The following is a 24,395-nucleotide window of genomic DNA, read 5'->3' on the forward strand; positions in this document are numbered from 1 at the left end:
CTGCCAGCAGGCCACCGCATGAGCCTGGCCGTGCTCTGTCCCGGCCAGGGTGGGCAGCATGCGGCAATGTTCGCGCGTGTTGCCGATGCGCCGGCCGCGGCCAGCGTGCTCGCTGCCGCGCGCAAGGTGCTCGGCGCCTCGGCACACACGCTTGCCGCAGACAACGCCCGCTACACCAATGCCATTGCGCAGCCGCTGGTCTGCGCCGGCACCCTGGCGCACTGGCAGCTGCTGCGTGCGCAGCTGCCCACGCCGGTGCTGGTGCTCGGCTACAGCGTCGGCGAGCTGGCCGCGCATGCGGTAGCCGGCAGCATGGAGATCGACACCTGCCTGCAGCTGGCCGCCACCCGCGCACGCCTGATGGACGCGGCCAGCCCGGACCACGCCGGATTGATGGCGGTGGCCGGCCTGCCGCTGCGTGTGCTCGAAGCGCTGTGCCAGACGCATGGCGCGGCCATCGCCATCGTCAACGGCGACGACCATGCCGTGCTCGGTGGCCCGCACGCTGCGCTGCAGGCACTGGGCGATGCAGTGCAGGCGCAGGGCGCACGCGTCACGCAGTTGCCGGTGAGCGTGCCGGCACATACGCCCTGGCTGCGTGCGGCGGCCGATGCCTTCGCGGTTGAATTGAACAACGCGGCCGTGCACGCGCCCAGGCTGCGCGTGCTGGCCGGCATCGATGCACGTGCCGTCACCACGCAGGCCCTGGTGGTGGACACGCTGGCCGCACAGATCGCGCAGACGGTGCGCTGGTACGACGTGCTGGTGCAGGCCGCCGAACGCGGCGCGCGCGTGTTTCTCGAACTGGGGCCAGGCAGCGCATTGGCGCGCATGGCACGCGACATCGTGCCGGGCTGCGAAGCGCGATCGGTGGAGGACTTCCACAGCACGCAGGGCGTGGTTGAGTGGGTCCACGCCGCGTGCGAGCGCGCGGCATGAAGTAACGCCAGGAGCGGCGATGTGGGCGTGGCGCAGGCAACCGCCCGGCAGCTGCCCCTTATTTCTGTCAGCCGCCCTGCGTCTGACGAGGTGTGACCCTTGGGTGGCGGGTGGCCATCCGTGCTGTACGCGTATCAGGTGTCTGGGAGGGCGCATGACCCCGCAAATTGCAACGATTCTTGGCTTGGTGATCATGTTCATCGTCGCCACCGCATTGCCCATCAACATGGGTGCGGTGGCCTTCGCGCTGGCCTTCATCATCGGCGGCGTCTGGGTGGGGCTGGACGGCAAGGAGGTGCTGGCCGGCTTTCCCGGCGACCTGTTCCTCACCCTGGTCGGCATCACCTATCTGTTCGCCATCGCACAGAAGAACGGCACCATCGATCTGCTGGTGCACTGGGCGGTGCGCGCGGTACGCGGGCGCATCGTGGCCATTCCCTGGGTGATGTTCGTCATCACCGGCCTGCTCACCGCGTTCGGCGCGCTGGGGCCGGCGGCGGTGGCCATCATCGGCCCGGTGGCGCTGCGCTTTGCCAAGCAATACCGCATCAATCCCCTGATGATGGGCCTGCTGGTGATCCATGGCGCGCAGGGCGGCGGGTTTTCGCCGATCAGCGTGTATGGCGGCATCACCAACAAGGTGGTGGAAAAGGCCGGGCTGGACGTCACCGAGATGGCGGTGTTCCTCACCAGCCTGGGCTTCAACCTGATGATGGCGATCATCTGCTTCTGCGCCTTCGGTGGGCTCAAGCTGGTGCGGCGGCAGGAGGTGTCGCTGGCCGATGCGCAGTATGTAGCGGTGGCCGACGACCAGGCCTCCAAGCGCCCGTTCGCGATCGAAGGGCATGGCTCCCTGGTGGCGGCCGGTGGCGGCACCTTGTCGACCAATCCGCTGGCGCTGGAGGCGGTGGCCATCACGCGCGATCGGGTGATCACGCTGGTCGGCCTGCTCGGCCTGGGCGTCGCCGCGCTGGTCTACAACCTCAATGTCGGGCTGGTCTCGATCACCGTGGCGGTGGCGCTGGCGCTGATCTCGCCCAGCGCGCAGAAGGGCGCGGTGGACGGCATCAGCTGGTCCACGGTGCTGTTGATCAGCGGCGTGGTGACCTACGTGGCGGTGCTGGAAAAGGCCGGCGCGGTGGACTACATCGGCACCGGCGTGTCGCATATCGGCATGCCGTTGCTGGGCGCGCTGCTGGTCTGCTATGTCGGCGGCATCGTGTCCGCGTTCGCCTCGTCGGCGGCGGTGCTGGGCGCCACCATTCCGCTGGCGGTGCCGTTCCTGATGCAGGGCCAGCTCGGCGCTGCAGGGGTGATCTGCGCGCTGGCGGTGTCGTCCACCATCGTCGATGTCAGCCCGTTCTCCACCAACGGTGCGCTGGTGGTGGCCTCGGCCGCCAAGGAAGAGCGCGACGCGCTGTTCCGTCGCTTTCTGGTCTACAGCGGGCTGGTGGTGCTGCTGGGGCCGTTGGTGGCCTGGCTGCTGTTCGTGGTGCCGGGCTGGCTGTGATCCGGCCCGCGTTCGGCAGGGTATCGGGGCGCCCCCGTAGAATGGGCGCCCCCACGCCCGCATCGATGACACGCCTGCCATGACCCTCGCCCCTGATTCGCGCAACGCCAAGAAGCGCGTACCGCTGTACGAGGAAGTGGCCGAGCGCCTGCGCCAGAAGATCTACGACTACGCACTGCCGCCGGGCGAATGGATCGACGAACCGGCGCTGGCCGAGGAGCTCGGCATCAGCCGCACCCCGCTGCGCGAAAGCCTCAAGCTGCTCGCTGCTGAAGGCCTGGTGCAACTGGACGCCGGCCGTGGCAGCCGGGTAACGCGGCTGACGCTGGAAGACCTCAACCAGTTGTTCCCGGTGATGGCCATGCTGGAAGGCCGCTGCGCGCACGATGCGGTCAAGCGCATCGACGCGGCCGGCGTGCAGCGCCTGGATGAGCTGCACGCGGCGATGGAAGCCGCCGCCACCGCTGGCGACCTGGCCGAGTACTACCGCAACAATTACCTGATCCACGAAACCGTGCAGCAATACGCCGGCAACCCGTGGTTGATCCGCGTCACCCACGATCTGCACCGCATCCTCAAGATGCACCGCGGCCGGCAGTTGTTGACGCCCGGGCGCATGGCGCAGTCGCTGGCCGAGCACCGCGAGCTGATGGCATGCGTACGCCGCCGCGACGCCGAAGGCGCCGAGCGCACGATGCACGGGCATCTGCTGAGCCAGGGCCAGGCCCTGGCGGCGTATGTGGCGGCCGGGGGCATGTTGAATGTGCCTGCGCCATTACCGCGCGTGGGCGGGGTCTAGACGTCGGCGCGTGGCTCCCGGCGACCATTCAGTGCACGCCATACGCTTCCCTTCTCCCTCCGGGAGAAGGTGCCCGAAGGGCGGATGAGGGCACGCGCACGCAGCACCGGCAAGCTTCTCGCTCTGGCGAATCCCCAATCCCCAATCCCCAATCCCAGCCGGAAAAAAACGGCCTACTCCGCCAACCCGAGCAACGCGTCCACGCGTTCGATCAGCTGCGTCCCCGCCAATCCCGCAAATACCTCCGGATGCGCATAGCCCCAGGCCACCGCGGCAAACGGCAAGCCCACCGTCTGCGCCGCTTCCCAGTCGGCGACCTGGTCGCCCACGTAGACCGCCTGCGCTGCGGTATGCCCGGTCGCGCGCAGCACGCGGCGCAAGGCGCGCTGTTTGCCCAGCAGATGCGCGCATTGCAACGCAGGGATCAGGGCGGCATAGCCTAACCACTGCCGTGCACATGCCGTGCACATGCCGCGCGCAGGCACACCCACATGTGTGCGCGCAGGCGAGGCGACACCGCAAGGCGATCGGCACACCCACTGCAATCATCGCCAGGTGGCGCGCGTCCGATGCCGGGAATCGGCACGTACCACACGTGCACTTCTACCAGGTGCACGCGCATCCACCCCACGCCCGTTGGCTACTCGTCGTCAGGGACCCTCATGCCTCGGCAAAATGCGGCACGATCGGCGTATCGCCTTGCGCATGCTGTTCGATGACCTTGCGCTGCATCGCCGCCAGGTAGGCATCCAGTTCTTCGGTGGAGGCGAACACATCGCTCAGCGGCACTGCCTTGACCATGTCGAAGACCTTGCGGATCTGCGGCTGCGGGTTGGTCACCAGCACCTTGCCCTGGCGCGTGGCCAGCGCCTTGCGCGCCTTGAAGATGCAGCGGATGCCGGCGCTGGAGATGTATTCCAGCGCGGTCAGGTCCAGCACCAGCGTGGTGATCAGCGTGCCCAGCAGCGGCGACAGCGCCGCGTCCAGGTCCTGGTAGGTGTGGGTGTCCAGGCGCCCGGTCAGGATGACGCGTTGACGGGTGTCCTGCGGCGGGTCGATCTGGATGGCGAGCGTGGTCATGACAGTGCCTCGGGGACAGGGGCGTACGGATGGAGCAGGGTGACGCGCACCACGTTGTATGCACCATCGCGGCGGTAGTCGATGTGATCGGCGAACTGATGCACCAGAAACAGCCCCAGCCCGCCGATCTCGCGATCGTCGAGCTCGGCAGTCAGGTCCGGTGTCGCTGCGGCGCTGGGGTCGAACGCGCTGCCGGGGTCGTGCATCTCCAGCACCAGCGCCTGCGGGTCCAGCTGCAGTTGCAGGCGCAGCGGCTGTTCGGCGCACTGGCCGTGGGTGAGCGCATTGCAGCCGAGCTCTTCCACGATCAGCCGCACCTGGCCGATGCGCTCGGCATGCAGGCCTTCCAGCGTGAGCGAGTGTTCCAGCGCGTCGTTGGCGCCGGCCAGCTGGGCCAGCGAGGGCGCGATGGCCAGATCGAGCTTCATCGGGTCGTTGCCTTTCCGGGTGCGTCCCGGCCAGCGTCTGCGACCCGTCCAGCATGCTCCTGGCGCAGCCGGATCGCCAGCAGGGTGATGTCGTCGTACGGGTCGGCCTGGCCGGTGAAGTGGGCGATGTTGGCGATCACCGCCTTGCATTGCGCCGCCGCGCTGCGGCGTGGCCGCAGTGCGCCGAGCAGGCGCTCCAGCCCGTAGCTGGCGCCACGCTCGTCCATCGCCTCGGTCACCCCGTCGGTGTATCCCAGCAGCGTCTGCCCGGCGCTCATGCGGCCCTGCAGCACCGGGTAGGCGACCTGCGGCTCGATCCCCAGCGGTGCGCCGGTCTCCAGCGGCAACGGCCGCGCGGTGCCGTCGATGTCGATCAGCACCGGCGGCTCGTGGCCGGCGCTGGCCAGCCAGTAGTCGCCGCTGACCACGTTGATCACCCCGCACAGCACCGTGGCGAACATGCAGGTGTCGTTGTTGTCGGCCAGCCGCGTGGAGGCGGCGATCAGGATGCTGTCCGGGCGCGTATGCCGGCGCGCGGCGATTTCCAGCACGCTCACCGCGCGCGCCATGAACAGGGCCGCCGGCACGCCCTTGTCGGACACATCGCCCACCACGAACCACAGCAGCCCCGGCTCGGTCTCCACGAAGTGATAGAAGTCGCCACCCACCGCCTTGGCCGGCTCCAGCCAGGCGCAGGTTTCCAGGTGCGAATTGGCGCGGTCGAAGGTGCGCCCGGAGGGGAGCATCGCCTGCTGGATCTCGCGCGCGATCTGCAGCTCGCTGTGCATGCGCTCGCGCGCGGCGGTCATCTCGCCGATCTGCGCGATGTGGTCGCGGATCGCATCGCGCGCGCTGTCGAACGCACGCGCCATCACGCCCACCTCGTCGCGGCGTTCGATGTGCGGCAGCGGGTAGTCGAATTCGCCGCGGCGAAAGTGCTCGGCGGTGTCGGTCAATTCCTCGATCGGCCGCGTCAGCTTGCGGGTGATCCGCCCCATCAGCCACCACCACACCACCGCGCCCAGCACTGCCGCCAGCGCCACCCACGCGGCCAGCCAGTTCAGCCCCGCCAGCACATAGCCTTCCGAGGCAGACAGCACAAAGGTCCAGCCGCTGCGCCCCACCGCCGCGCTATGGGTCAGAAAGCGCTCGCCGTCGGGAGCGGTGTGCGCGAACGAGATCGGCTGGCCGGCCGCCACCGCGCGCTGCAGCGGCAGCAGGTCCGGCCGCGCATGCGCCACGTACCGCTCCAGCGTGTAGCGCAGGTTGAGCGCCGGGTCGGGGCTGAACACCAGCATGCCTTCGGGCGAGAGCAGCATCGGCTGGATGCTGATGTCGCGCGGCAGCTGGTCGATGATCTCGCGCAGGTGCTGTAGCGGCAGGTCCACGCTGACCATGCCCACCGGCGCGGCATCCACCGCATCGCCCGGGCGGCGCAACGGCAGGTTGTAGCTGGTGTACAGCGCGCTGCCGCCATTGGGGTTGAGATACGGCTCGGACCACCACGCACGCCCTTCGCGCTGGGTGCGCAGGTACCACGGCATCGCGCGGTAGTCGTATCCCAGCTCCTGCACCGATTTTTCCAGTACGCGCGTGCCGTCGCGATGCACGTACCAGACAAACCCGGTGTCGCGGGCCTTCTGCGTGCGCGGCTCGATGATCAGGCGCGCCGCGCCGATATCCGGGTCGCCGCTGAGCGTGGCCAGCAGCAGGGCACGCAGATTGAACGGCTGCAGCCCCACCGCACTGCTGCTGGCGGCCAGCGTGCGGCCGCTCACCTGCACCGAATCCAGCATCGCCGCCAGGCTGCGCGCGGTCTGCTCGGTCAGGCCATCCACCTCGGTGCGCGCCGCCTCCACCAGCTCGGCGCGCGCGCCCAGGTAGAACACCGTGCCCAGCACCGCCAGCAACACCACCAGCACCGCGGTGGCGGCCAGCAACACCCGCATGCGCAGGCTGTGCCGCCAGTGCACCCGCGGGGTGACGGCCACGCCGTCGGCTGGCGATGTGGGACCGGTGGCGATGACGCGCTTCCTGGCGGCGGATGGCCCCGATCATGGCAGTTTTCCGCCGCCCGGCAACTGGCTCACGGGGGCCTCATCCTCAGCTGCCGTAAATTGACCCCGGCGGGTCAGCGAACTAGATTGACTCCCCCTATCGCCATGGAGGCCGGCCTTGCGCCAGATTCTGACCCCGAGCCTGCTGGCCCTTTTGCTTACGGCCTGTAACGCCCCGGAGACCAGCATGACCCAGACCCAATCCCCCGCAACCGAGGCCGCCGCAGAAGCCGACGTGGAGGCGGGCGGTCGCGGCCTTGCCAAGTTGAATCCCAGCCCGCGCAAGGCGTATGAGGTCACCCTGACCCTGGACAAGGCGCCCGGCGCCTTCGGCCTGGTGCAGGGCGCGGCGCAGTACGACGTCAGCAACGAAGCCGAATGCGGCAAGATCCAGCCCGAAACCGGCACCGCCGGGCGCATCACCAGCCAGGAAGACTTCGCGCTCAAGAAGATCTCCGACACCGAGTACCGCGGCACCGTCTATCTGGATCTGATGCAGGACGAGGATTATTACGGTCGCGGCGTCTGCCACTGGGAATTCAGCGGCGCCAGCGTGCTGCTGAAGGCCACCGGTGCAGAGGAAGAGACCCGCTTCCTGTCGTTTATCGAAGGCAAGACGGTGACTGCACAGCAGCCGCAGACGAAGTACTACTGGAAGGAAGGGTATCCGCGCTCGGAGTCCAAGAGCTTCCCGGATACCGGTGAGCTGAGCCCGGAGAAGTTCAAGCCCGAGATCCGCGACAATCTCTTCACCATCACATTGGCTGCCAAGGAAGTTGCGCCATGACCGTCCCATCGCAGCACTACGCCGACTTGTCCGAGGATACGTATAAGAATCACGCGGTTGGACGGCGTGCGCCGGGTCATGAGGAATTGGTTCCGGTCGGAAACGAGAAGTACGCCATCCTGGAGCATGTCGACAACAAGGCCACCGGCTATCAGGGCACGATCTATCGCCGTGAAAGCACTGGTGAGATCGTTGTCGCGCATCGCGGCACCGAAGGCAAGATCGATGACATCCTGACCGATGCATCAATGGTGCGCAGCCGTCACAACCCGCAAGCCGACGATGCGCTGGCGCTGACCAAGCATGCACTCGACTACGCAAAGGACTACGGCAACCGGACCGGGCACCAACCGGAAGTGACGATGACGGGTCATTCGCTCGGTGGTGCGCTCGCGCAGATCTCTGCACACCACTACGACCTCAAGGGCGAGACCTTCAATTCGTATGGTGCGGCCAGCCTGTCCTATCGGATCCCGGAGGGTGGTAACAACATGGTGAACCATGTGATGGCATCCGACCCGGTGAGTGCAGCGTCGCCGCATTTCGGCCAGGTGCGCATCTACGCAAAGCCGGATGAGATCAGTACGCTCGGTCACGCCGGTTACAGCAATAGCAGAGCGAACTTTCTGATTCCGGATTCTCCGGTGCTCGCTGCAGGAACCTCGTTAGGCGCGCACAAACTCGACAATTTCTTGAAGGAAGGTTCCGTCCTCAGCGATCCAAGTGCGCGCACGCTTGCGGAAACGAACAAGCGCATGATCAACGAGTACCGCACCGATCTGGATCAGATCCGCGCCGGCATCACCGTCATCAGCCGCAGCGGTCGCGGACTCGGCCAGGACGCCATCGACGCCATCCGCGGCCCGCTCGCCCCGGGCGAGCCGGCCAAGCGCGACGCGCGCGAACATGGCAACGAGCACACCTCGCTGCGCATCGATCAGCCGGGGCATGTAGGCAATGCCTTGTTCCAGGACGCGCAGCGCGGCGTGCACGCACAGGATGCACGTGCAGGGCGCACACCCGACCACCAGAGTGCCCAGTTGTCCGGCTCGCTCGCCTCGGAAATGCACGCCGCCGGCGGCCAGCGCATCGACGCGGTGATGATGAGCCCCGATGCCGCCCGCACCTTCGCCGTGCAGGGCCGCGTGGACGACCCCGCGCAGCTGCGGGTCAGCGTGGAGACCATGACCGCGATGAACACCCCGCTGGAACAGAGCAGCCAGCGTGTGGCCGACAGCGCCGCCCGCCAGTCGGTGGCGCTGGAGCAGCAGCAAACCCAGGCCCAGCAACAACAGCAGGGCGCACGCGCGCTGGGCTGAGTGCGCGCAGGCATGCGTGGCTTGGAGCGGCTGACAACCACTGCGCAGCCGCCAGGCAGGCGCGGCCGCTGCGGCCGCTGCGGCCGGTGCCCGGAAGCGCCTCGTGCCAAATCGCATGCGCCGGTTCTGGGCGCGCCGTCCGCACTCAGTCGATGTGAGTTTGCGAAGTTCCGTTACCCACTCTCGATGCGGTGCATGCTCAATGCGGTGCATGCGCCTGACCAGCACGCCTGACGTGGCGCCGCTCCAAACGGCCAACTGCCGCCATCGAACGTTGCACAGGAAACGCCGGCTTGCCCGGCGTTTTTTAGTTCCATCGTTGATGATCCTAGAAGGCCAGCCTGTCGAATGCGCCGAGCGGGCAGGGCATCAGGAAGGAGGGGGTCTTCCTGCGTCAGGCTGATGCCGCCGAGCCGAGCCGAGCCGAGCCAGCCCAGCGTGCCGTGCAGCGCCGCAGCCTTGGTCGAGTCGGTGTTGCTGCGGTCCCGTGTCGACTGTTGGCCGATAGCGATGCCGATGCCAATGCCGACAACACCACCGCGTCGATCGCGGTCGCTGTGCGCTGTGGGCAGCGCGCATGCGGTGGTGGGTGTCTTTCCAGCAGTGCGCCCAGTGCCAGGACGCCCGCCGCGCATCGCCGTGGCATGTCGGGCCCGACGCCATGGGCCCATATCCACGTGCTGTCGCGGCCAGCCGGCCACGCGTCTTCGCTGTGGCAACGGTTCGCATGTAGCAGGCGCATCGCGCACTACCGCGCCGTTTCTCTGTTGCAGCCGCACAACAACGCACTGGTGAAAATACCGCCAGTGCGCTGGCGCAAGGCGTCGGCCGGCGCGAGATATGCCGCAATCACGCAGCAGCTATAGCGAGCGCGACCGCACTGCGCTGCCGTGCTGGAATCGCCACCTTCTTGCAGCGTGCGTGGCATCGCGGCACGGCCCGCATCGCCGCGCCACGCGCAGTGAGATCCAGGGGGGGGGCAGGGCGCCACGTGGCGCGACATCCATCGATCAAGGGAGAGGGTTCATGCACGTTTTTCGCAAGGGATACCACCGTTTGCTGCTGGTGCTGCTGCTGGGTGGCCTCAGCGCCAGCGCAGGCGCGCAGGGCATCGCCAAGGGCGCCGATGTCAGCTGGCTCAACCAGCAGGCTGCGGCCAACCCGCCGCAGGTGTTTCGCGATGCGGCCGGCAACACCACCGACTTCATCAAGCTGTTCAAGGATGTGGGCGGCAACGCCATCCGCCTGCGCGTGTGGGTCAACCCGTCCGGCGGCTGGAACGATGGCCGTGACACCCTGGACAAGGCCAAGCGCGCCGCCGCGCAGGGCATGCGCATCATGATCGACTTCCACTACAGCGACAGCTGGGCCGACCCGGGCAAGCAGACCAAGCCGGCGGCCTGGGCGGGCCACTCCGTCGCCCAGCTCAATACCGATGTCTACAGCCACACCCAGGGCATCCTCAAATACCTCAAGGACAACGGCATCACCGTCAGCTGGGTGCAGGTGGGCAACGAGATCAACAGCGGCATGCTGTGGAACGAGGGCAAGACGCCCAACTTCGCCACGCTGGGCCAGTTCATCAATAGCGGCTACAACGCCACCAAGGCGGTGTACCCCAACGCCAAGGTCATCGTGCACCTGGCCAACGGCTACGACAACGCCAACTTCCGCTGGTTCTTCGACAACCTGCGCTCGGCCGGCGGCAAGTGGGATGTCATCGGCATGTCGCATTACCCGCCGGTGGGCAGCTGGCAGGACTACAACACCCGCCTGGACACCAACATGCGCGACATGATCTCCCGCTACGGCAGCGACGTGATCGTGGCCGAGGTCGGCATGGACTGGCAGCAGGCCGCCACCACCCGCGCCATGCTCACCAACCTGCTCAGCCGCAGCAATGCCATCGGCTCGCGCGTGCTCGGCGTGTTCTATTGGGAGCCCAACGCCTACCCCGGCTGGCAGGGCTACACCATGGGCGCAGTCAACACCAACGGCCAGCTGACCGAAGCGCTACAAGCGTTCTAACCAACCCGCCAACTCGTAGGAGCGCACCTGGGCGCGACGGGCGTTACCGGGAAAGCCCGTCGCGCCCAGGTGCGCTCCTACGGTTGGGCGTGCAGAAACGCCAACTGGCCGCGCAATCGCTACCTCGACGGCACCTGCTCGCCAGCGCGGATGGCCGGATGTTCTGCCAGAGACCGCCGGCTGTACCCACAGACCTCACGCCCCTCGTAGGAGCGCACCCGGGCGCGACGGGCGTTACCGGGAAAGCCCCGTCGCGCCCAGGTGCGCTCCTACGTTGGTCCGTTCCGCGCCGGGCCCGGCGGCCACCGCCGGCCGCTGGCCCTTATCCTTTGGTCGTACACCGGCAGCGCCCGCTGCGCCGGATCCTCGCCCCCGCCGGCATCGATACCTCACCCACGCACGACACCGTCCCATTCCATACGCCCCCGTAGCGAGGAATGGCAACAGGTGCGTGCGGTACACTTGGGGGTTCACGAATTCACGATGTCGACACACCCGCGGGGTGTGTCCCCCCGGGAGCGCTAATGAACTGGTTGAACGAAGTGCTGCACAACGATCCGAACCCGCTTGAGACGCAGGAGTGGCTCGAATCGATCAAGGCCGTCATCGACGTCGAAGGCCCGGAGCGCGCCCATCAGCTGCTGGAAGGCATGGTCGAACAGACCCGCCGCGCCGGCGCTTACCTGCCGTTCTCGCCCACCACCGAGTACGTCAACACCATCGCACCGGCCAACGAGGCCAAGAACCCCGGCGACTCCGCGCTGGAGTGGAAGATCCGCTCGATCATCCGCTGGAACGCCATGGCCACCGTCGTGCGGGCCAACCGCAAGCCGGGCGACCTGGGCGGCCACATCGCCTCGTTCGCCTCCAGCGCCACGCTGTACGACGTGGGCTTCAACCACTTCTGGCGCGCGCCCAGTGACCAGCACCCGGGCGATCTGCTGTTCATCCAGGGCCACAGCGCCCCGGGCATCTACGCCCGCGCCTTCCTGGAAGGCCGCATCAGCGAAGCCCAGCTGGACAACTTCCGCATGGAAGTGGACGGCCAGGGCATCTCCTCCTACCCGCACCCGTGGCTGATGCCCGAGTTCTGGCAGACCCCCACCGTGTCGATGGGCCTGGGCCCGCTGGCCGCCATCTACCAGGCGCAGTTCATGCGCTACCTGGAAAACCGCGGCCTGATCGAGAAGTCCGACCGCAAGGTATGGTGCTTCATCGGCGACGGCGAGAGCGACGAGCCGGAAACCCTCGGCGCCATCGCGCTGGCCGGCCGCGAAGGCCTGGACAACCTGATCTTCGTGGTCAACTGCAACCTGCAGCGCCTGGACGGCCCGGTGCGCGGCAACGGCAAGATCATCCAGGAGCTGGAAGGCGTGTTCCGTGGCGGCGGCTGGAACGTCATCAAGCTGCTCTGGGGCGGCTACTGGGACGCGCTGCTGGCCAAGGACACCGACGGTGTGCTGCGCAAGCTGATGATGGAAACCGTCGACGGCGAATACCAGAACTGCAAGGCCTTCGGTGGCGCCTACACGCGCGCCAACTTCTTCGGCAAGTACCCGGAGACCGCGGCCATGGTCGCCGGCCTGTCCGACGACGACATCTGGCGCCTGAACCGTGGTGGCCACGACCCGCACAAGGTGTACGCCGCCTACCACCAGGCCGTGAACACCACCGGCATGCCCACCGTGATCCTGGCCAAGACGGTCAAGGGCTACGGCATGGGGTCGGCCGGTGAGGCGCTCAATCCCACCCACCAGACCAAGAAGCTGGACGACGCGGCGGTCAAGCACTTCCGCGACCGCTTCAACATCCCGGTGACCGACGCCCAGCTGGAAGACGGCCAGGTGCCGTTCTACCACCCCGGAGAAGATTCCCCGGAAGTGCAGTACCTGAAAGAACGCCGCAACGTGCTGGGCGGCTTCCTGCCCTCGCGCCGTCCCAAGGCCAGCAAGTCGTTCGTCGCGCCCACGCTCGACAAGTTCGAGCGCCTGCTCAAGGATAGCGGCGAGCGCAGCTATTCCACCACCATGTCCTTCGTGCAGAGCCTCAACATCGCCCTGCGCGACAAGGAACTGGGCCCGCGCATCGTGCCGATCGTGGCCGATGAGGCGCGCACCTTCGGTATGGAAGGCATGTTCCGCCAGATCGGCATCTATGCCCCGTTCGGCCAGAAGTACAAGCCGGTCGATGCCGACCAGCTGATGTACTACCGCGAAGACCAGACCGGCCAGGTGCTGCAGCAGGGCATCAGCGAGCCGGGCGCGATTGCCTCCTGGATGGCCGCCGGCACCAGCTACTCGGTGTCCGACGTGCCGATGCTGCCGTTCTACATCTACTACTCCATGTTCGGCTTCCAGCGCGTGGGCGACATCGCCTGGCAGGCAGCGGACATGCGCACGCGTGGCTTCCTGCTCGGCGGCACCGCCGGCCGCACCACGCTCAATGGCGAAGGCCTGCAGCACGAAGACGGCTTCAGCCAGGTCATCGCCGGCTCCATCCCGAACGTGCGTAGCTACGACCCGACCTTCGGGTTCGAAGTCACCGTCATCATGCAGCACGGCATGAAGGCGATGATGGAAGACCAGATCGACGAGTACTACTACATCACCCTGATGAACGAGAACTACGCCCACCCCGGCATGCCGGACGGCGCAGCCGAGGGCATCATCAAGGGCATGTACCTGCTCAAGGACGCCGGCAAGCCCAAGAAGGGCGAGCTGCGCGTGCAGCTGCTGGGCAGCGGCACCATCCTGCGCGAAGCCATTGCCGCGGCCGAGCTGCTGGACAAGGACTTCGGCGTCACCGCCGACATCTGGTCCTGCCCCAGCCTCAACGAAGTGCGCCGCGACGGCTACGCCGTGGAACGCTGGAACCGCCTGCACCCGGAGGCCGAACAGCGCAAGCCCTACGTCACCCAGCTGCTGGAAGGCCGCCAGGGCCCGGCCATCGCCGCCACCGACTACGTGCGCGCCTTTGCCGACCAGATCCGCGCCTTCGTCCCGATGACCTACACCGTGCTCGGCACGGATGGGTTCGGTCGCTCGGATACGCGTGCCAACCTGCGCCGGTTCTTTGAGGTTGATCGTTACTACATCGCGCACGCGGCCATTGCCGCGCTGGCGAAGGATGGCAAGATGACGGGCAAGGATGTGGCCCGGGCGATCAAGCAGTACAAGATTGATCCTGAGAAGGCGAATCCGGTTGGGGTTTGATCTTCCCAGAGGTGAGTCAATCAAAAGGGCGGCCGCAAGGTCGCCCTTTTTTGTTATTGTCAGAAAGGATAGAACGAGAAGGGGGGGGTATGGATTTAACTAGAAACCAGACTTGGCTAATTTCAGGCGATGTATCCACGTTGCATCCGGAGGGCGATCTCAGAGGCTCGCTTGAGTTCTTAGATGGAAATTTATGCCATATTCTCACTGAGCTAAATCGGCTGAGCTCGAGGGGGGCGATGGATATGCTAACTTACGGTCCCTTCTTGGCTAGGTCGTTGCTGGAAGTTTCCTTGACTGCATTAACTGGGCGGTTAGATCCTTTTCGTTTACTTTCTATACGGAGGATACAGAAATCACGCGACTACGATCGGCAGGTGCCATGGAAAGCTGCTATGCGCTGGAAGGGGGATGTGGTAGCAGACAAGCTAGCTAACGCATGGACAGAAAAAATGGACCCTAAAGAGATGTCGCGGGCAGCACTTGGGGATTTCTATGACATCTTGCTTTGGCAGCCTGCTCTGAAAAGGCTATCAGATCATTGCGAAAATGGGGTCAACGGAAGGTGGATTCCCGAGATTCTAGCTAAATCCGCTAATGGATTTTGTAGCGAAAAAAGGGGGTCATTAAATTCGCTGTACTCTGAGCTTTCAAAAGCTGTCCATTACGAGGCGGTAATCCCATTGGCCGTTTTGGATCGAGTTACCATCGTTGAGCGTATAAATAAGTGCGTTCGTGAGATATCAGAGCTTGCTCTAGTAATGGCTTTTATGGAGCACCCGGTTGGTAAATTGGATGTTGACAGGGCGCTTAGCGCGTTTAGCGATTTTGAAAATACTGAGGTAATTGCATGAGTGGCCAGGTGTTGCAAGAAGCTAGCTTAATTCTCGCGGCTGAAGACTGTGAGCCAAGTGCTTTTGATAGCCTGCATAAATTTCCATCTCAAAATGATCAAAGAATCATAAGAACACTCCTAGCTCATGGCCCAGTGCTTCTTCGAGGTGGGCGGGGCTCTGGAAAAAGCGCATTCATGATTGCTGCTGCAAAGAGGCTTTCATTGGGAGCTGCTGACGCGCCGGCCATCGGTATATATATGAGTTTAAGGCATGCGCCACTTCTTAAAAGTAGTGGCGATGCATACGAAAAAATATTGTGTGAAATAATTATCAGATCTGTCAAAGATGCACTTGGTACGGTTGTAGGTGACTTTTCACCATCAAAGGATGTGGGTTCCTTACAGTATGAGCTTTCAAACTTGGCTGAACGCCTTGGCAAACGCCTAGTATTGTTCTTTGATGACGCTGCTCATCTTGGTCGTGAAGCATCTTTAGAAGATTTTTTTGATATATATAGAACGTTGTCTGGGAGCGCCGTTTCTTGCAAGGCTGCTATCTATCCAGGTGTTACTAAATTCGGTGTCAGGTTTGACGTTTATAATGATGCCACCGTCATTGATCTTCTGAGAAGCGAAGAGTTCCCGGAGTTCAATGAGACTTTTTTGGGTGTTATGGATGCTCGCTATCCCAGCGATTTTGATGGTGTATTTAGCGGTGGATTAGACAAAAAGTTGGTTGCTGGATTTCTCGCGCAGTCAGTGCTTGGTAACATGCGGGGTTTTGTTTTTGCATGCAATAAGTTAAAAGAAAGAGCCGCCGGTTCCTCTAAAGTAGGTCTTTCTGAGCTTAATGAGACGCTAATTGACTTGGCTGCTAACTACTATTGGCCGCTACTTCAAGAGATTAAGCCGAAGCTTGGTATGTACGAGCCAATGGTCTCTGTTGCGCAAGATGTTGCAGAGATATTGTTCTCCGAGGTCGGAGAAAAAACAGCAAATCCTAGAGACATGATTGTTCATAGAGACATAGATGAACGCTTGGCTAAGCCTCTGCAAATACTCGAGTACGCAGGATTTTTATCCAAGAGAGAGGCGTCTCGCGCAATGAAGTCAGGAGGGCGGGGTGCACGCTATGCACTCAATTTATGTTCGTTACTAGAGCAAACCTCAGGCTCACGATTAACACGAGAGCTTTTCGATAAATGGTGTCAGCGTTCTCGTGAGGAGGCGGTTCAGTTCGGGAGGTCCAGTCTTCTTGGGAATATAAAGGTTCCAGCAACACCTGATACGGAAGATTTGGCGATACTAAATGAACCGTTGGAAACCCTTCTCAAATCTAAGCTTTACCCTTATGGATTAAGCCAGCAGCGAATTGATGCTCTCAAGGATAGCGGATTTATCAGTGTAGGGGATTTGGCTATGGCTACTGATGACGAGTTGGATTCCATCCCATATTTTGGAGAGGTTTCTATCACACGGGTTAGAAATGTGGTGGGTCAAGCAATTTGGATGTAATTCCGTAACCGCGAACAAAAAAGCGCAGAAGGCGAAAAAATCGGGTCGGGCCCACTCATCGATCTTCGGTACTTGGCTTGTGTGGCCGATGAGCGGCCTGGCCCCCGCAAAGCGGCGGGTCTTGGCTTTGACAAGTGCGGGGAACGTGTGGTCGCCGAGCGCTCGCTGCTGTCGTAGATGAAGGCAGATGCTGACGAGCAGTTAGGGCAAAAGGAACCGAGGTAATTAAGCGAACCGGTCGTACAGGCCCGCGCGGCGATGCCATAGCGGGCCTGTGTCGCCGCCGTCAGGCTGAGGTCTTCTTCTTGAGCAGGAGACCAGGCCATGCCGCGTCAGCCGCGTCTGAAACTGCCCGGTATTCCGATGCATGCCATGCAGAGATACGTGAACTTCATATGGGTCATGACGAACATGCAATCTGCTTCCACCTCATGCAAAAGCGCCCGAGGGTGACTTGCGCTTCCAAGCAATGGTGAGGCGTTGTTGGGCAGACCAGCGACGTGCCGCTCGGGTGGCCGTCCTGCGGGAAGATTCAGTAGGTTTAATTGCCTCCGGTCCTTTAAGCTAAGCCTGACTCTATAAATCCTTGCACCATGCATATGGTGGATGGCATTGCGAAGAGGAAGGCCAAGGAGGCCTTCCTTGTTCGATCGGGGGGTACGTCATTTATCCAAGTCAACGTTTACAGACTCGACAACAACTTCAATCTCACGTATGCCGTTCTTCTTCGGTCCAATAGATACTTCGACAGTTGCGGTGACAAGGACGTCAGCAACCTCCTTCCGCTCCTCCTCATCCTCGATGCTGAAGATCGTGCCGTCACCCTTGGCCTTCACCACATAGCGGTCATTTCCCAAGTCCACATCATCAAGGTCGAACTCAGACTCGGTGATGTCAATGTCAATCAGTGCGCCCTCGCCTCTTTCGATCTTGACCCCATTCCATTCGCCGCTGCGAACTTCCTCTTCGATAGCTTCTTTGATTGCGTCCAGCAACGTTCCCATGACAAGACCTCATGTGTGGCGGAATTGATGAGGCTACTAACTTTCAAGTCAGTAGCTCAGAGAGCATATCGCTTCTTCGCCGCGCACATCGGACACTTTTAACAAAATGAAGGGAGGCGCTGAGTCTCAATGCGGCGGCGGTCAAACCGCCCGAACCCCGAGCCGGGCCCGGCCGACAAGGCAGGGCACAAGGGGACGGCGGAATAACGGGGTCAGGTTGAGCCACCCCTGATAACTCGGACACCTGAAAGCGAGGACAATCCTCGCACGGAGGTGTTCGATGCAGAAGCGGCAGCGGTTCACGGCGGAGTTCAAGCGGGAAGCAGTGCGGTTGCTCAAGGCGGGAGATCGGCCAGCGGCTGTGATCGCGCGGGAGTTAGGCATCCCGCGCAACCGTCTCTACAAGTGGGCCACAGATCTCGATGCGAAGGGCGCTGGCGCCTTTGGCGGCAGTGGCCGGGCCAAGGCCAACCCGGATGAACTGGCCAAGCTGCAGCGCGAGAACGAGCGGCTGCGCCAAGAGAACGAGATCCTAAAAAAAGCGGCGGCGTACTTTGCGCGGGAGCTACCGTGAAGTACGCCTGGATCCGAGACCAGCGGGGTTACCGGGTGCGCTGGCTCTGCCAATAAACGGGGTCAGGTTCACTTCTGGTTGTAGTGAACTTTTCCTCCGTTTTCTTGAGACTGAACGGAGGAGGTCGAGCTGAACCACAAGCGGGGACTCTCCAAGGCGCGCCGAGCGGGGTGCCTGTGTGTAAGCCCAGCAAACTTGGGCAGGGCATGAATATGAGGTCGGACACTATGAGCAGCGGGTCAGGCTTTTATTAGCGGGTTATTAGTTAACACAGTTGGTATATTGCGCGTGAAGTTGGGATAACTTGCTCTGTGTCTGTTCAGACCTTCTCAGCAATTCGTCGCGTTCAAGCTTTTGTTGTGGATAAATTCGAGTGCCATTAGCGTCGGTGATCCAAGCAAATGCCCTCATGTTAGCTTCTATCTGTGACGCAATTTGTTCTTCACTCAATTTTGTAGCTTGGATCTGATTCCATATATTTGAGCATGCGGCAGAACGCTCTGTACTTTTGCTCTCAGCCAACATTCTCTGCTGGCGTTCATCTGAAAGAGTGCTGGTGAGAATATTGTGATTTTTTAGAAGTTCATTGTTTTCTTCTTGGATTTTAGATATTTTTAAATTTAATTCATCGAAACTATCTTTTGAGACATACTTTGCAAGTAAATCGTTCCGGCCAATGTAATTGGTTGCCACATCTTCTCTGTCAATGAAATTTTCCTTTATTTCGCTGGCTGTGAAGGTTTGATTTCCAGTGATTTTATTGTATGTTGGGGCTGCGCAAATGCCGAGATAAAATACACCGATCGCAGCGCTGCCAACACTGACTAGGGGATGGTTTTTTGCTGCATTTATAATATCGCTTAAAAAGCTAAGCTGTGTCATTTTGACCTACAAAATTTTGATTTTTATTTCGACCGACAGATTGGATTGACTTATTAGTCTGCTGTGTTCGGTTTGTGCGATCGATGAGTATGCCTGAAGAATCCGATCGTTTGATCTCGTCTGCGAAGAGTGGGGCGAAAATCTCGTTTGCCCGGTACACAGCAGCATATGGCACGCGCGACTCGTCAAGCAACGCAGCGATCCGTTCCCCAATAGCACCTTTTCCTTGGTCGCCTCTTTGGTGAGTGCAATAACGGGGTTGCAATAACGGGGGTCAGGTTGAATTATCAGTCGGCGGTGTTCGGTTTGCGTGGCCGATGAGCGGGCCTGACGCCCGCAAAGCGGTGGGTCTTGGCTTCGACCATTGCGCGGAAGGCGTCGTGGCCCAGGGCTTGCTGCTGTAGATGAAGACGAATGCTGCTAAGCAGTTCGTCGGAGAGGGCTTCATCGAGCTGAGCACGGCAGGCGTTGGATCGCTCAATCGGGTCGCTGCCAAGCGCAAGCCAGCAGGGATGTGGTGTCAGCGCGGAGTGTTTGCGCTGGCCTAGGTTGGCTGGGCAACTGGACCAGCGGTACGCCGCTGGGTTGTCGGTCAGGCGAGCACGCACCGGATTGAGCTCAATGTAGCGATAGCAGCGAAGGACGTAGTCTGCACTGTCCCACAAGACACGCTTTGTACCGCCCTTCCCATAGCGTACCAGTGCGCCCGTGGCGGCCATTGAACAATGCGACGTAGTTTCGTCCAAGCCGCTGCATCAGTTGACCGATTCGTCCCGCAGCAGACGGCGTGACTAGCAAGTGCACATGGTTGTCCATCAAGACGTAAGCGTGCAACTGGCAGCCTGTGGCGTGCAGGGCCTCATGCATCAGGTGCAGATAGCGCAATCGATCGCCATCATCCAGAAAGCAGGGCAAGCGGTTGTTCCCGCGTTGCACGATGTGCTGCGGGATGCCGGGAAGGTCGATGCGTGGAAGTCTGGCCATGGCACAAGACTCGCAGCCAGGCATTGGTGCTGATAGCGAGGAAACCTCTCGAGAGCTGACGACGTAGCCTGAAATTTGCGTAGGAAGTGAACCTGATCCCGTTAGCGCCACCCCGTTAGCGCCGTGTAGCAACTAAACCTGACCGCTGTTAGCGGTGTATAAATAAGCAGAGCCATAGACGTGCGGCTTGCTAGTCTTGCTTAAAGTGAAGGGATACACATGCAACGATATGGGCAACTACTGCTATGGGTTCTGGCCTGCTTAGGCATCTTGGTGCTGACAGGTTGCCAGGCACAGACAACCCAAACGCAGGACGTGCCAACGCGCGTTGCGGCGGATGGGCAGGTTCCCATCGTACGACCGCTGCAGTTGGCGGCGATGACCAGTCCGATGGTGGTCGAATTCAACGTGCAGCCTCCTGGCAAGAGCGCGACTGGCACACTGTTCCTGGGTATCCGCGTCGGTGACGATGATGCTCTGAAGTCACTTGAAGCTGCTCAAGCGCTCCGCAGATCGGGTCTGCACGCTGAGCTTGTTCTGAAACGGCTTGAACCAAGCGGTGCAATCAACATGCCATTGGTGCGTGTTGAATCGCAGGCAGGCGTCCCCGCTCGGACCATCGCTGTGAGTGCAGACGGGCGTGTTCCAGGCGTTTGGCTGGACGAGGTGGATGTCTCGTCCCTTCAATCTGTGGGTCTGGAATCTCCAAAGCGTCGCTACACGCAGCTTGCCTTCGCATGGGCGCAAGGAATTCAGCCTGGCAGGTATCAGCTGAGCATTAGGGTGTTTGGCCAGCCGCCGCGGTTGGCATCGATCGAATCCGAGTTGCTGGTCGCTTACCGGCACAAATCAAATTAGGAACACCTCATGGACGATAAATACGCTGTCACTCTCTACGTTGCCGCGCCGGGGACACCGCTTCTTGACGGTGGAACATCAGTGGCAGGGCACATGTACTACACAGTCACGCACGGGAAGGAACAAACCAGCTTCGGGTTTGCGCCCATTGAGCACGGCGTGATGTCAGGGCCTGGAAAGGTCTACAACAATGACGCCGATGGAGTAACGGGGTCAGGTTGACTTACTTGATTGATGGCGTCCATATGTCCAGTCCTTTAATTATTATGGGGCACTAGCTTAAAGTGATGGAGGTGGCGATGAGCAGGGTTTCTGTTGAAATTGCGAAAGATGATCAGCTTGTAAAACAAGGTAGTTTTGTAGAAGCAACGCTTGAGTTGGGACGAAATCTTGTAACTACGGCCGTGATGGCCGCAGCAAGTGCGAAAGTTATGGGCGATGAAATAGGTGCTGTGCTTCAGCCCTTTGTTTCGTTGGCTGTAGCACTATCTGTTCAGGCTGTGATGGCTATTTTCTTGCTTTCAATGTCCTTATTTTGGTTGATCCTATCGGGGATGCGCTATTTTAAGTACTTCGAGAGCAACTTTAGGAAAAAGGGGGGGTTATCAAATTTTCTGCTGCTGCGTCCTTGATGATCTTAGCTGGCGTTGCGCTGGTAGTCCTTACCTTTGGTGTCGCTGCAATTGGGGTCAAGAAATAAATAGGAAATAACAGGGTCAGGTTAACTTATCAGTCGGCGGTGTTCGGTTTGCGTGGCCGATGAGCGGGCCTGACACCCGCAAATGGGCGGGTTTTGGCAACGACAGTCGTGCGGAAGGCTGCCTGGTCCAGAGCTCGCTGCTGCTGTAGATGAAGGCGGATGCTGGCGAGCAATTCGTCCGACAGGGGTTCATCGACCAAGGCGCAGTAGGCGTTGAATCGCTCAATCGGTCCATTGCCAAGCAAGTCAACAGGTATGGGGCGTCAGTGCAGAGTGCACACGCTGGCCAAGATTGGCTGGATAATCGGACCAGGGACCCGCCGCCGGGTCGTCGTCCAAGCGTGCACGCACCTGGTTGGTTCTAGAAATTCGCTAAACCATTCGGGGACTAACGGCCTGAGCATTGGGTTCCATTGAAGGCTGTGCGGCAGCATGTTGGGCTAGCACTGTACTGGAATGTTCGAGGGTGGGAGGTTGCTCGCCCGCAAGTACCGATGCGCGGAATCCAGGAGTCGTTCCTACGACGAACACGTCGCCTTCCCGCTCAATGACCCGTCCCACCTTCGACATGTCATTGATTCCGGCTTCGTGCGCACGCTGAGCAGCGAAGGCGACCCGTTCATCGGAGATGTGCAGAGGCAATCCTTCGCGTAGTCCAGCGAAAAGACGATTTCCAGCATGCTCTGGATCAGTCATTGCCCTAGCCGAAAGACTGTTACGTTCTTCCGCTGGCTCGACCTTCCCAAGGGAGTTACTTGATCGTCCCTCGCGCGCAGGCTCATTCGCTTCAGGCGTGGACGGGGACGTAGGATGCCGAGACTCCAGCTCGCGAATGGTGTCGATCAACGCATTGGGCGTTTCCACGGTGGGCAACCATGTACCTGCATCAATCTGCTTTCCGGTGACGCGAGACACCGTTTCGCTAGCCCACGACGAACAGTTGTTATTTAGTTCCCAAGTGACATTCTCGCGAAGCGCTTGATCGAGGGCTTTGGTTTGAGCCGGTGAGAGTTCGTAGTAGCGGTCGGCATCAGAACGCTGTCCCTTTTCCATTCCGGAACGGATGTCGGTGCCAGCCCCGTTATCCTTCACCATCGGATGGTTGTCGGGCCACAATCCATAGTATTCCGTAGGCGAATCGCCTCGTTTGACCGTAATCCAGGCATGGCCGTCAGTCAGGCCGCCCTGTCCACCATTGCTGTGTATTCCAAGCACAACGCGCTCATTAGCCGGTTCTGTGCCCATTGCATCGCTCCTTGACTGGAATTATGGAGTCAACGTCTCTTCGGTGTCTGCGTAGACCAGTACGACCTTCTCGCCCCTGTACGGTACGGTGACCTTCGGTGTCCAAGGCTCAGCGGGTGGCAAGGCAGCCTTCGCCATGGCATTACACTTCTCTTTGATGCCACATCTGCGGATGGCGATACGCAATACGCCGCCCTCATTTACGAAATCAATACCGGGAGAATAAAACAGGCTTTCTGCAGGCATGTGGTACGTGATTTGAAGTGAATCGCCTGATTTTTCGATCTTGACCGGCTGAACATCATTCTTCTTGTAATCAGAGCGCATGTTTCCTCCTGCACAAGCAGCCAAGGTTGAGAGTGCGAGTAGCCCCGTAGCAAACATCAGTCTACTTTTCATATCCACGTTCATGCCCAGCATGGGATCTGACGAGGTACGTTAGCACCTGCTACCTCGGCAAGCTAGAAGTCAGGATATTAAAACTCGCTCGCAGCCCCGCTTGGGTGTTAACAATAAGCCAGTAGATATGCAATGTCTCCATGGCAGTTTGGGCTCATTACTACGCCACGGCTCGAGCTGCAGCGCTTGACGGCCATCTACTTGTTGGGGGCGCTGTCTTGACGATTAGCCTCAGCCAACAATTGCTCGTAAGACTGCACGCGTATCCGTAGGCGAATGAGGTGCCATGACATCGCAAAGGCAAACAGTAGCGTGAAGGCCAGCACGCTCTGGATTAGGGTGATCTTGCTCAGTACCGTCCAGTCGCCCAAACGCCAGTCTTTCAGCTGCAAGTAGAGGGCAAGCAGGACAGGCATGAAGCCAAGCTTCTCCATGCCACCGGTGAACAGGCCCAGGCGGTCGTGCATGTTGGTGCGACGATCACGCATGAATGCCTCGCGTCGACGCCGTTGTTCCAGCGGAAACCTGCGAAGCGCCGCGACGATCGATTGATACTGATGGAACTCCCGCTCCATCAGATCTGCGTGATCCGCATAGGGGCGACGGAACCCCGGCCATTCGCGCTTGACGGTGAGCGCTGCCGAAATCAGGAAGCCTGTCAGCTCAGTCACAAGTCCGAAGACAGCTAAATAACTGCCAGCTTTGCCGTCCAACAGAGCACCGGACAAGATTCCGATGCCAGCACCGATCAGGCCAATCGTCAAGCTCCAGCGCTCGATCGGGCCGGCGCGGCTCTGCTCGGTCACCTGTGCGTAATGGGCCATTGCTAAAGAGAGCGATGGAAAGCTCGTGTCTGTGAGCTTGATTGCTTCTCCATCGATGTCGGCGCTCTGTTCCGTTGCTACTTCATCTATTGAACTCACCTGGCTTCCCTCGGGGATCGCGCAGCCAACGAATGGCTGTGATCGTCAGTATTCCTCAGCTGCCGGTGGTGCGCCAGCACGCTACACAGACGCGTCGAACATCCTCCTCAGTTGCTATTGACACGCACACGCTGCACTCGCAATCTAGGCCAAAGGAGCGTCGAAACTCCGTACATAGCGGTACCCACCTCCGTCAAACCGGTGGGTTTTTTGTGCCTGCATCCTGTGCAGGTACAAGCCGACGCAATGCCTGCGTCGGGAGGGCGGCTAATACAACACCCGCAAGGGGAATATGCCCGCCGACTATGTACGGTTTC

24 protein-coding genes and 1 pseudogene are annotated in these 24,395 nt (G+C 61.2%); 14 read left to right on the top strand and 11 right to left on the bottom strand.

All coding sequences use genetic code 11. The features are described 5' to 3' along the window. Nucleotides 1-18 precede the first annotated feature (18 nt). The 3 genes from mdcH (at nt 19) to CPBF1521_RS03035 (ending at nt 3,248) form a co-directional block, all read left to right on the top strand. Nucleotides 19-939, top strand: coding sequence for a malonate decarboxylase subunit epsilon (gene mdcH / locus CPBF1521_RS03025; RefSeq protein ID WP_115675888.1), 921 nt, complete (start codon nt 19-21; stop codon nt 937-939). Nucleotides 940-1,093: 154 nt separating this feature from the next. Beyond that, nucleotides 1,094-2,449: an SLC13 family permease gene (locus CPBF1521_RS03030; protein WP_115675890.1), complete on the top strand. Its 1,356-nt coding sequence runs from the start codon at nt 1,094-1,096 to the stop codon at nt 2,447-2,449. Between the two features lie 79 nt (nt 2,450-2,528). Continuing rightward, entirely contained in the window at nt 2,529-3,248 is a 720-nt protein-coding gene (locus CPBF1521_RS03035) for a GntR family transcriptional regulator (RefSeq protein WP_115675892.1), read from the top strand. 173 nt (nt 3,249-3,421) lie between these two features. Here CPBF1521_RS03035 and CPBF1521_RS03040 read toward each other — a convergent pair. The 4 genes and pseudogenes from CPBF1521_RS03040 to CPBF1521_RS03055 form a co-directional block, all read right to left on the bottom strand. Continuing rightward, nucleotides 3,422-3,655 (bottom strand): annotated as a pseudogene (locus CPBF1521_RS03040) (HAD hydrolase-like protein); the annotation flags it as partial. A 253-nt stretch (nt 3,656-3,908) separates the two neighbouring features. After that, nucleotides 3,909-4,328 carry an STAS domain-containing protein gene (locus CPBF1521_RS03045; protein ID WP_005923815.1) on the bottom strand — a complete coding sequence of 140 codons (420 nt, stop codon included), beginning with the start codon at nt 4,326-4,328 and terminating at the stop codon, nt 3,909-3,911. Next, nucleotides 4,325-4,756, bottom strand: coding sequence for an ATP-binding protein (locus CPBF1521_RS03050; RefSeq protein WP_104585696.1), 432 nt, complete (start codon nt 4,754-4,756; stop codon nt 4,325-4,327). The genes CPBF1521_RS03045 and CPBF1521_RS03050 overlap by 4 nt, the downstream gene beginning before the upstream one ends. After that, nucleotides 4,753-6,705 (bottom strand): SpoIIE family protein phosphatase, encoded by a 1,953-nt coding sequence (locus CPBF1521_RS03055; RefSeq protein ID WP_208415359.1) that lies wholly within the window; start codon nt 6,703-6,705, stop codon nt 4,753-4,755. The genes CPBF1521_RS03050 and CPBF1521_RS03055 overlap by 4 nt, the downstream gene beginning before the upstream one ends. A gap of 295 nt (nt 6,706-7,000) precedes the next feature. On the opposite strand from CPBF1521_RS03055, the gene CPBF1521_RS03060 reads away from it, so the two are divergent. The 7 genes from CPBF1521_RS03060 to CPBF1521_RS03090 all read left to right on the top strand — a co-directional run bounded on the left by CPBF1521_RS03060 (nt 7,001) and on the right by CPBF1521_RS03090 (nt 16,509). After that, nucleotides 7,001-7,600, top strand: a complete 600-nt coding sequence (locus CPBF1521_RS03060; RefSeq protein ID WP_181901085.1) for a hypothetical protein — start codon at nt 7,001-7,003, stop codon at nt 7,598-7,600. After that, nucleotides 7,597-8,919: an XVIPCD domain-containing protein gene (locus tag CPBF1521_RS03065; RefSeq protein ID WP_115675896.1), complete on the top strand. Its 1,323-nt coding sequence runs from the start codon at nt 7,597-7,599 to the stop codon at nt 8,917-8,919. The genes CPBF1521_RS03060 and CPBF1521_RS03065 overlap by 4 nt, the downstream gene beginning before the upstream one ends. Before the next feature lie 497 nt (nt 8,920-9,416). Continuing rightward, nucleotides 9,417-9,785, top strand: a complete 369-nt coding sequence (locus tag CPBF1521_RS03070) for a hypothetical protein (RefSeq protein WP_147295411.1) — start codon at nt 9,417-9,419, stop codon at nt 9,783-9,785. Nucleotides 9,786-9,945: 160 nt separating this feature from the next. Further along, complete coding sequence (locus CPBF1521_RS03075) at nt 9,946-10,947, top strand: arabinogalactan endo-1,4-beta-galactosidase (RefSeq protein ID WP_115675898.1); 1,002 nt, start codon at nt 9,946-9,948, stop codon at nt 10,945-10,947. A gap of 524 nt (nt 10,948-11,471) precedes the next feature. After that, complete coding sequence (gene aceE / locus CPBF1521_RS03080) at nt 11,472-14,159, top strand: pyruvate dehydrogenase (acetyl-transferring), homodimeric type (RefSeq protein WP_104585704.1); 2,688 nt, start codon at nt 11,472-11,474, stop codon at nt 14,157-14,159. A 278-nt stretch (nt 14,160-14,437) separates the two neighbouring features. Then, nucleotides 14,438-15,013 (top strand): hypothetical protein, encoded by a 576-nt coding sequence (locus CPBF1521_RS03085; protein WP_147295412.1) that lies wholly within the window; start codon nt 14,438-14,440, stop codon nt 15,011-15,013. After that, nucleotides 15,010-16,509 (top strand): ATP-binding protein, encoded by a 1,500-nt coding sequence (locus CPBF1521_RS03090; protein ID WP_147295413.1) that lies wholly within the window; start codon nt 15,010-15,012, stop codon nt 16,507-16,509. The genes CPBF1521_RS03085 and CPBF1521_RS03090 overlap by 4 nt, the downstream gene beginning before the upstream one ends. A 662-nt stretch (nt 16,510-17,171) precedes the next feature. Here the strand turns inward: CPBF1521_RS03090 and CPBF1521_RS03095 are convergent. Further along, nucleotides 17,172-17,513 carry a hypothetical protein gene (locus CPBF1521_RS03095; RefSeq protein ID WP_115675900.1) on the bottom strand — a complete coding sequence of 114 codons (342 nt, stop codon included), beginning with the start codon at nt 17,511-17,513 and terminating at the stop codon, nt 17,172-17,174. Between the two features lie 280 nt (nt 17,514-17,793). Between CPBF1521_RS03095 and CPBF1521_RS03100 the strand changes: the two genes are divergently transcribed. After that, entirely contained in the window at nt 17,794-18,087 is a 294-nt protein-coding gene (locus CPBF1521_RS03100; protein WP_115675901.1) for a transposase, read from the top strand. 261 nt (nt 18,088-18,348) lie between these two features. On the opposite strand, the gene CPBF1521_RS03105 is transcribed toward CPBF1521_RS03100, so the two are convergent. The 3 genes from CPBF1521_RS03105 to CPBF1521_RS21615 form a co-directional block, all read right to left on the bottom strand. Then, the gene (locus CPBF1521_RS03105) at nt 18,349-18,969 is read right to left on the bottom strand and encodes a hypothetical protein (RefSeq protein WP_147295414.1); all 621 of its coding nucleotides are present in this window, start codon (nt 18,967-18,969) and stop codon (nt 18,349-18,351) included. 287 nt (nt 18,970-19,256) lie between these two features. Further along, nucleotides 19,257-19,688, bottom strand: a complete 432-nt coding sequence (locus CPBF1521_RS21610) for a transposase (protein ID WP_235858386.1) — start codon at nt 19,686-19,688, stop codon at nt 19,257-19,259. Further along, nucleotides 19,588-19,977 carry a transposase gene (locus CPBF1521_RS21615; protein ID WP_328589257.1) on the bottom strand — a complete coding sequence of 130 codons (390 nt, stop codon included), beginning with the start codon at nt 19,975-19,977 and terminating at the stop codon, nt 19,588-19,590. Before CPBF1521_RS21615 ends, CPBF1521_RS21610 begins: the two co-directional genes overlap by 101 nt. Before the next feature lie 354 nt (nt 19,978-20,331). Between CPBF1521_RS21615 and CPBF1521_RS03115 the strand changes: the two genes are divergently transcribed. The 3 genes from CPBF1521_RS03115 (at nt 20,332) to CPBF1521_RS03125 (ending at nt 21,443) form a co-directional block, all read left to right on the top strand. Continuing rightward, nucleotides 20,332-20,811 carry a hypothetical protein gene (locus CPBF1521_RS03115; RefSeq protein ID WP_235858388.1) on the top strand — a complete coding sequence of 160 codons (480 nt, stop codon included), beginning with the start codon at nt 20,332-20,334 and terminating at the stop codon, nt 20,809-20,811. A 9-nt stretch (nt 20,812-20,820) separates the two neighbouring features. Continuing rightward, the gene (locus tag CPBF1521_RS03120) at nt 20,821-21,033 is read left to right on the top strand and encodes a hypothetical protein (RefSeq protein ID WP_181901086.1); all 213 of its coding nucleotides are present in this window, start codon (nt 20,821-20,823) and stop codon (nt 21,031-21,033) included. 77 nt (nt 21,034-21,110) lie between these two features. Beyond that, nucleotides 21,111-21,443 (top strand): hypothetical protein, encoded by a 333-nt coding sequence (locus CPBF1521_RS03125; RefSeq protein WP_147295415.1) that lies wholly within the window; start codon nt 21,111-21,113, stop codon nt 21,441-21,443. A gap of 440 nt (nt 21,444-21,883) precedes the next feature. On the opposite strand, the gene CPBF1521_RS03135 is transcribed toward CPBF1521_RS03125, so the two are convergent. From CPBF1521_RS03135 to CPBF1521_RS03145, 3 genes are all read right to left on the bottom strand, one after another. Continuing rightward, entirely contained in the window at nt 21,884-22,756 is an 873-nt protein-coding gene (locus CPBF1521_RS03135; protein WP_115675907.1) for a hypothetical protein, read from the bottom strand. Nucleotides 22,757-22,777: 21 nt separating this feature from the next. Beyond that, nucleotides 22,778-23,176 carry a hypothetical protein gene (locus CPBF1521_RS03140; protein WP_235858389.1) on the bottom strand — a complete coding sequence of 133 codons (399 nt, stop codon included), beginning with the start codon at nt 23,174-23,176 and terminating at the stop codon, nt 22,778-22,780. 176 nt (nt 23,177-23,352) lie between these two features. After that, entirely contained in the window at nt 23,353-24,078 is a 726-nt protein-coding gene (locus CPBF1521_RS03145) for a hypothetical protein (RefSeq protein WP_181901087.1), read from the bottom strand. Nucleotides 24,079-24,395: the final 317 nt, after the last annotated feature.

The sequence above is a fragment of the Xanthomonas euroxanthea genome (genome assembly GCF_900476395.1).
Taxonomy (GTDB): Bacteria; Pseudomonadota; Gammaproteobacteria; order Xanthomonadales; family Xanthomonadaceae; genus Xanthomonas; species Xanthomonas euroxanthea.

Excerpts from the sequence above, each read along its gene's own strand:
- mdcH (WP_115675888.1), top strand. The coding sequence starts at position 19 with ATGAGCCTGGCCGTGCTCTGTCCCGGCCAGGGTGGGCAGCATGCGGCA.
- CPBF1521_RS03030 (WP_115675890.1), top strand. The coding sequence starts at position 1,094 with ATGACCCCGCAAATTGCAACGATTCTTGGCTTGGTGATCATGTTCATC.
- CPBF1521_RS03035 (WP_115675892.1), top strand. The coding sequence starts at position 2,529 with ATGACCCTCGCCCCTGATTCGCGCAACGCCAAGAAGCGCGTACCGCTG.
- CPBF1521_RS03045 (WP_005923815.1), bottom strand. The coding sequence starts at position 4,328 with ATGACCACGCTCGCCATCCAGATCGACCCGCCGCAGGACACCCGTCAA.
- CPBF1521_RS03050 (WP_104585696.1), bottom strand. The coding sequence starts at position 4,756 with ATGAAGCTCGATCTGGCCATCGCGCCCTCGCTGGCCCAGCTGGCCGGC.
- CPBF1521_RS03055 (WP_208415359.1), bottom strand. The coding sequence starts at position 6,705 with ATGCGGGTGTTGCTGGCCGCCACCGCGGTGCTGGTGGTGTTGCTGGCG.
- CPBF1521_RS03060 (WP_181901085.1), top strand. The coding sequence starts at position 7,001 with ATGACCCAGACCCAATCCCCCGCAACCGAGGCCGCCGCAGAAGCCGAC.
- CPBF1521_RS03065 (WP_115675896.1), top strand. The coding sequence starts at position 7,597 with ATGACCGTCCCATCGCAGCACTACGCCGACTTGTCCGAGGATACGTAT.
- CPBF1521_RS03075 (WP_115675898.1), top strand. The coding sequence starts at position 9,946 with ATGCACGTTTTTCGCAAGGGATACCACCGTTTGCTGCTGGTGCTGCTG.
- aceE (WP_104585704.1), top strand. The coding sequence starts at position 11,472 with ATGAACTGGTTGAACGAAGTGCTGCACAACGATCCGAACCCGCTTGAG.
- CPBF1521_RS03090 (WP_147295413.1), top strand. The coding sequence starts at position 15,010 with ATGAGTGGCCAGGTGTTGCAAGAAGCTAGCTTAATTCTCGCGGCTGAA.
- CPBF1521_RS03095 (WP_115675900.1), bottom strand. The coding sequence starts at position 17,513 with ATGGGAACGTTGCTGGACGCAATCAAAGAAGCTATCGAAGAGGAAGTT.
- CPBF1521_RS03100 (WP_115675901.1), top strand. The coding sequence starts at position 17,794 with ATGCAGAAGCGGCAGCGGTTCACGGCGGAGTTCAAGCGGGAAGCAGTG.
- CPBF1521_RS03105 (WP_147295414.1), bottom strand. The coding sequence starts at position 18,969 with ATGACACAGCTTAGCTTTTTAAGCGATATTATAAATGCAGCAAAAAAC.
- CPBF1521_RS21610 (WP_235858386.1), bottom strand. The coding sequence starts at position 19,688 with ATGGCCGCCACGGGCGCACTGGTACGCTATGGGAAGGGCGGTACAAAG.
- CPBF1521_RS21615 (WP_328589257.1), bottom strand. The coding sequence starts at position 19,977 with ATGCCTGGCTGCGAGTCTTGTGCCATGGCCAGACTTCCACGCATCGAC.
- CPBF1521_RS03115 (WP_235858388.1), top strand. The coding sequence starts at position 20,332 with ATGACCAGTCCGATGGTGGTCGAATTCAACGTGCAGCCTCCTGGCAAG.
- CPBF1521_RS03120 (WP_181901086.1), top strand. The coding sequence starts at position 20,821 with ATGGACGATAAATACGCTGTCACTCTCTACGTTGCCGCGCCGGGGACA.
- CPBF1521_RS03125 (WP_147295415.1), top strand. The coding sequence starts at position 21,111 with ATGAGCAGGGTTTCTGTTGAAATTGCGAAAGATGATCAGCTTGTAAAA.
- CPBF1521_RS03135 (WP_115675907.1), bottom strand. The coding sequence starts at position 22,756 with ATGGGCACAGAACCGGCTAATGAGCGCGTTGTGCTTGGAATACACAGC.
- CPBF1521_RS03140 (WP_235858389.1), bottom strand. The coding sequence starts at position 23,176 with ATGCTGGGCATGAACGTGGATATGAAAAGTAGACTGATGTTTGCTACG.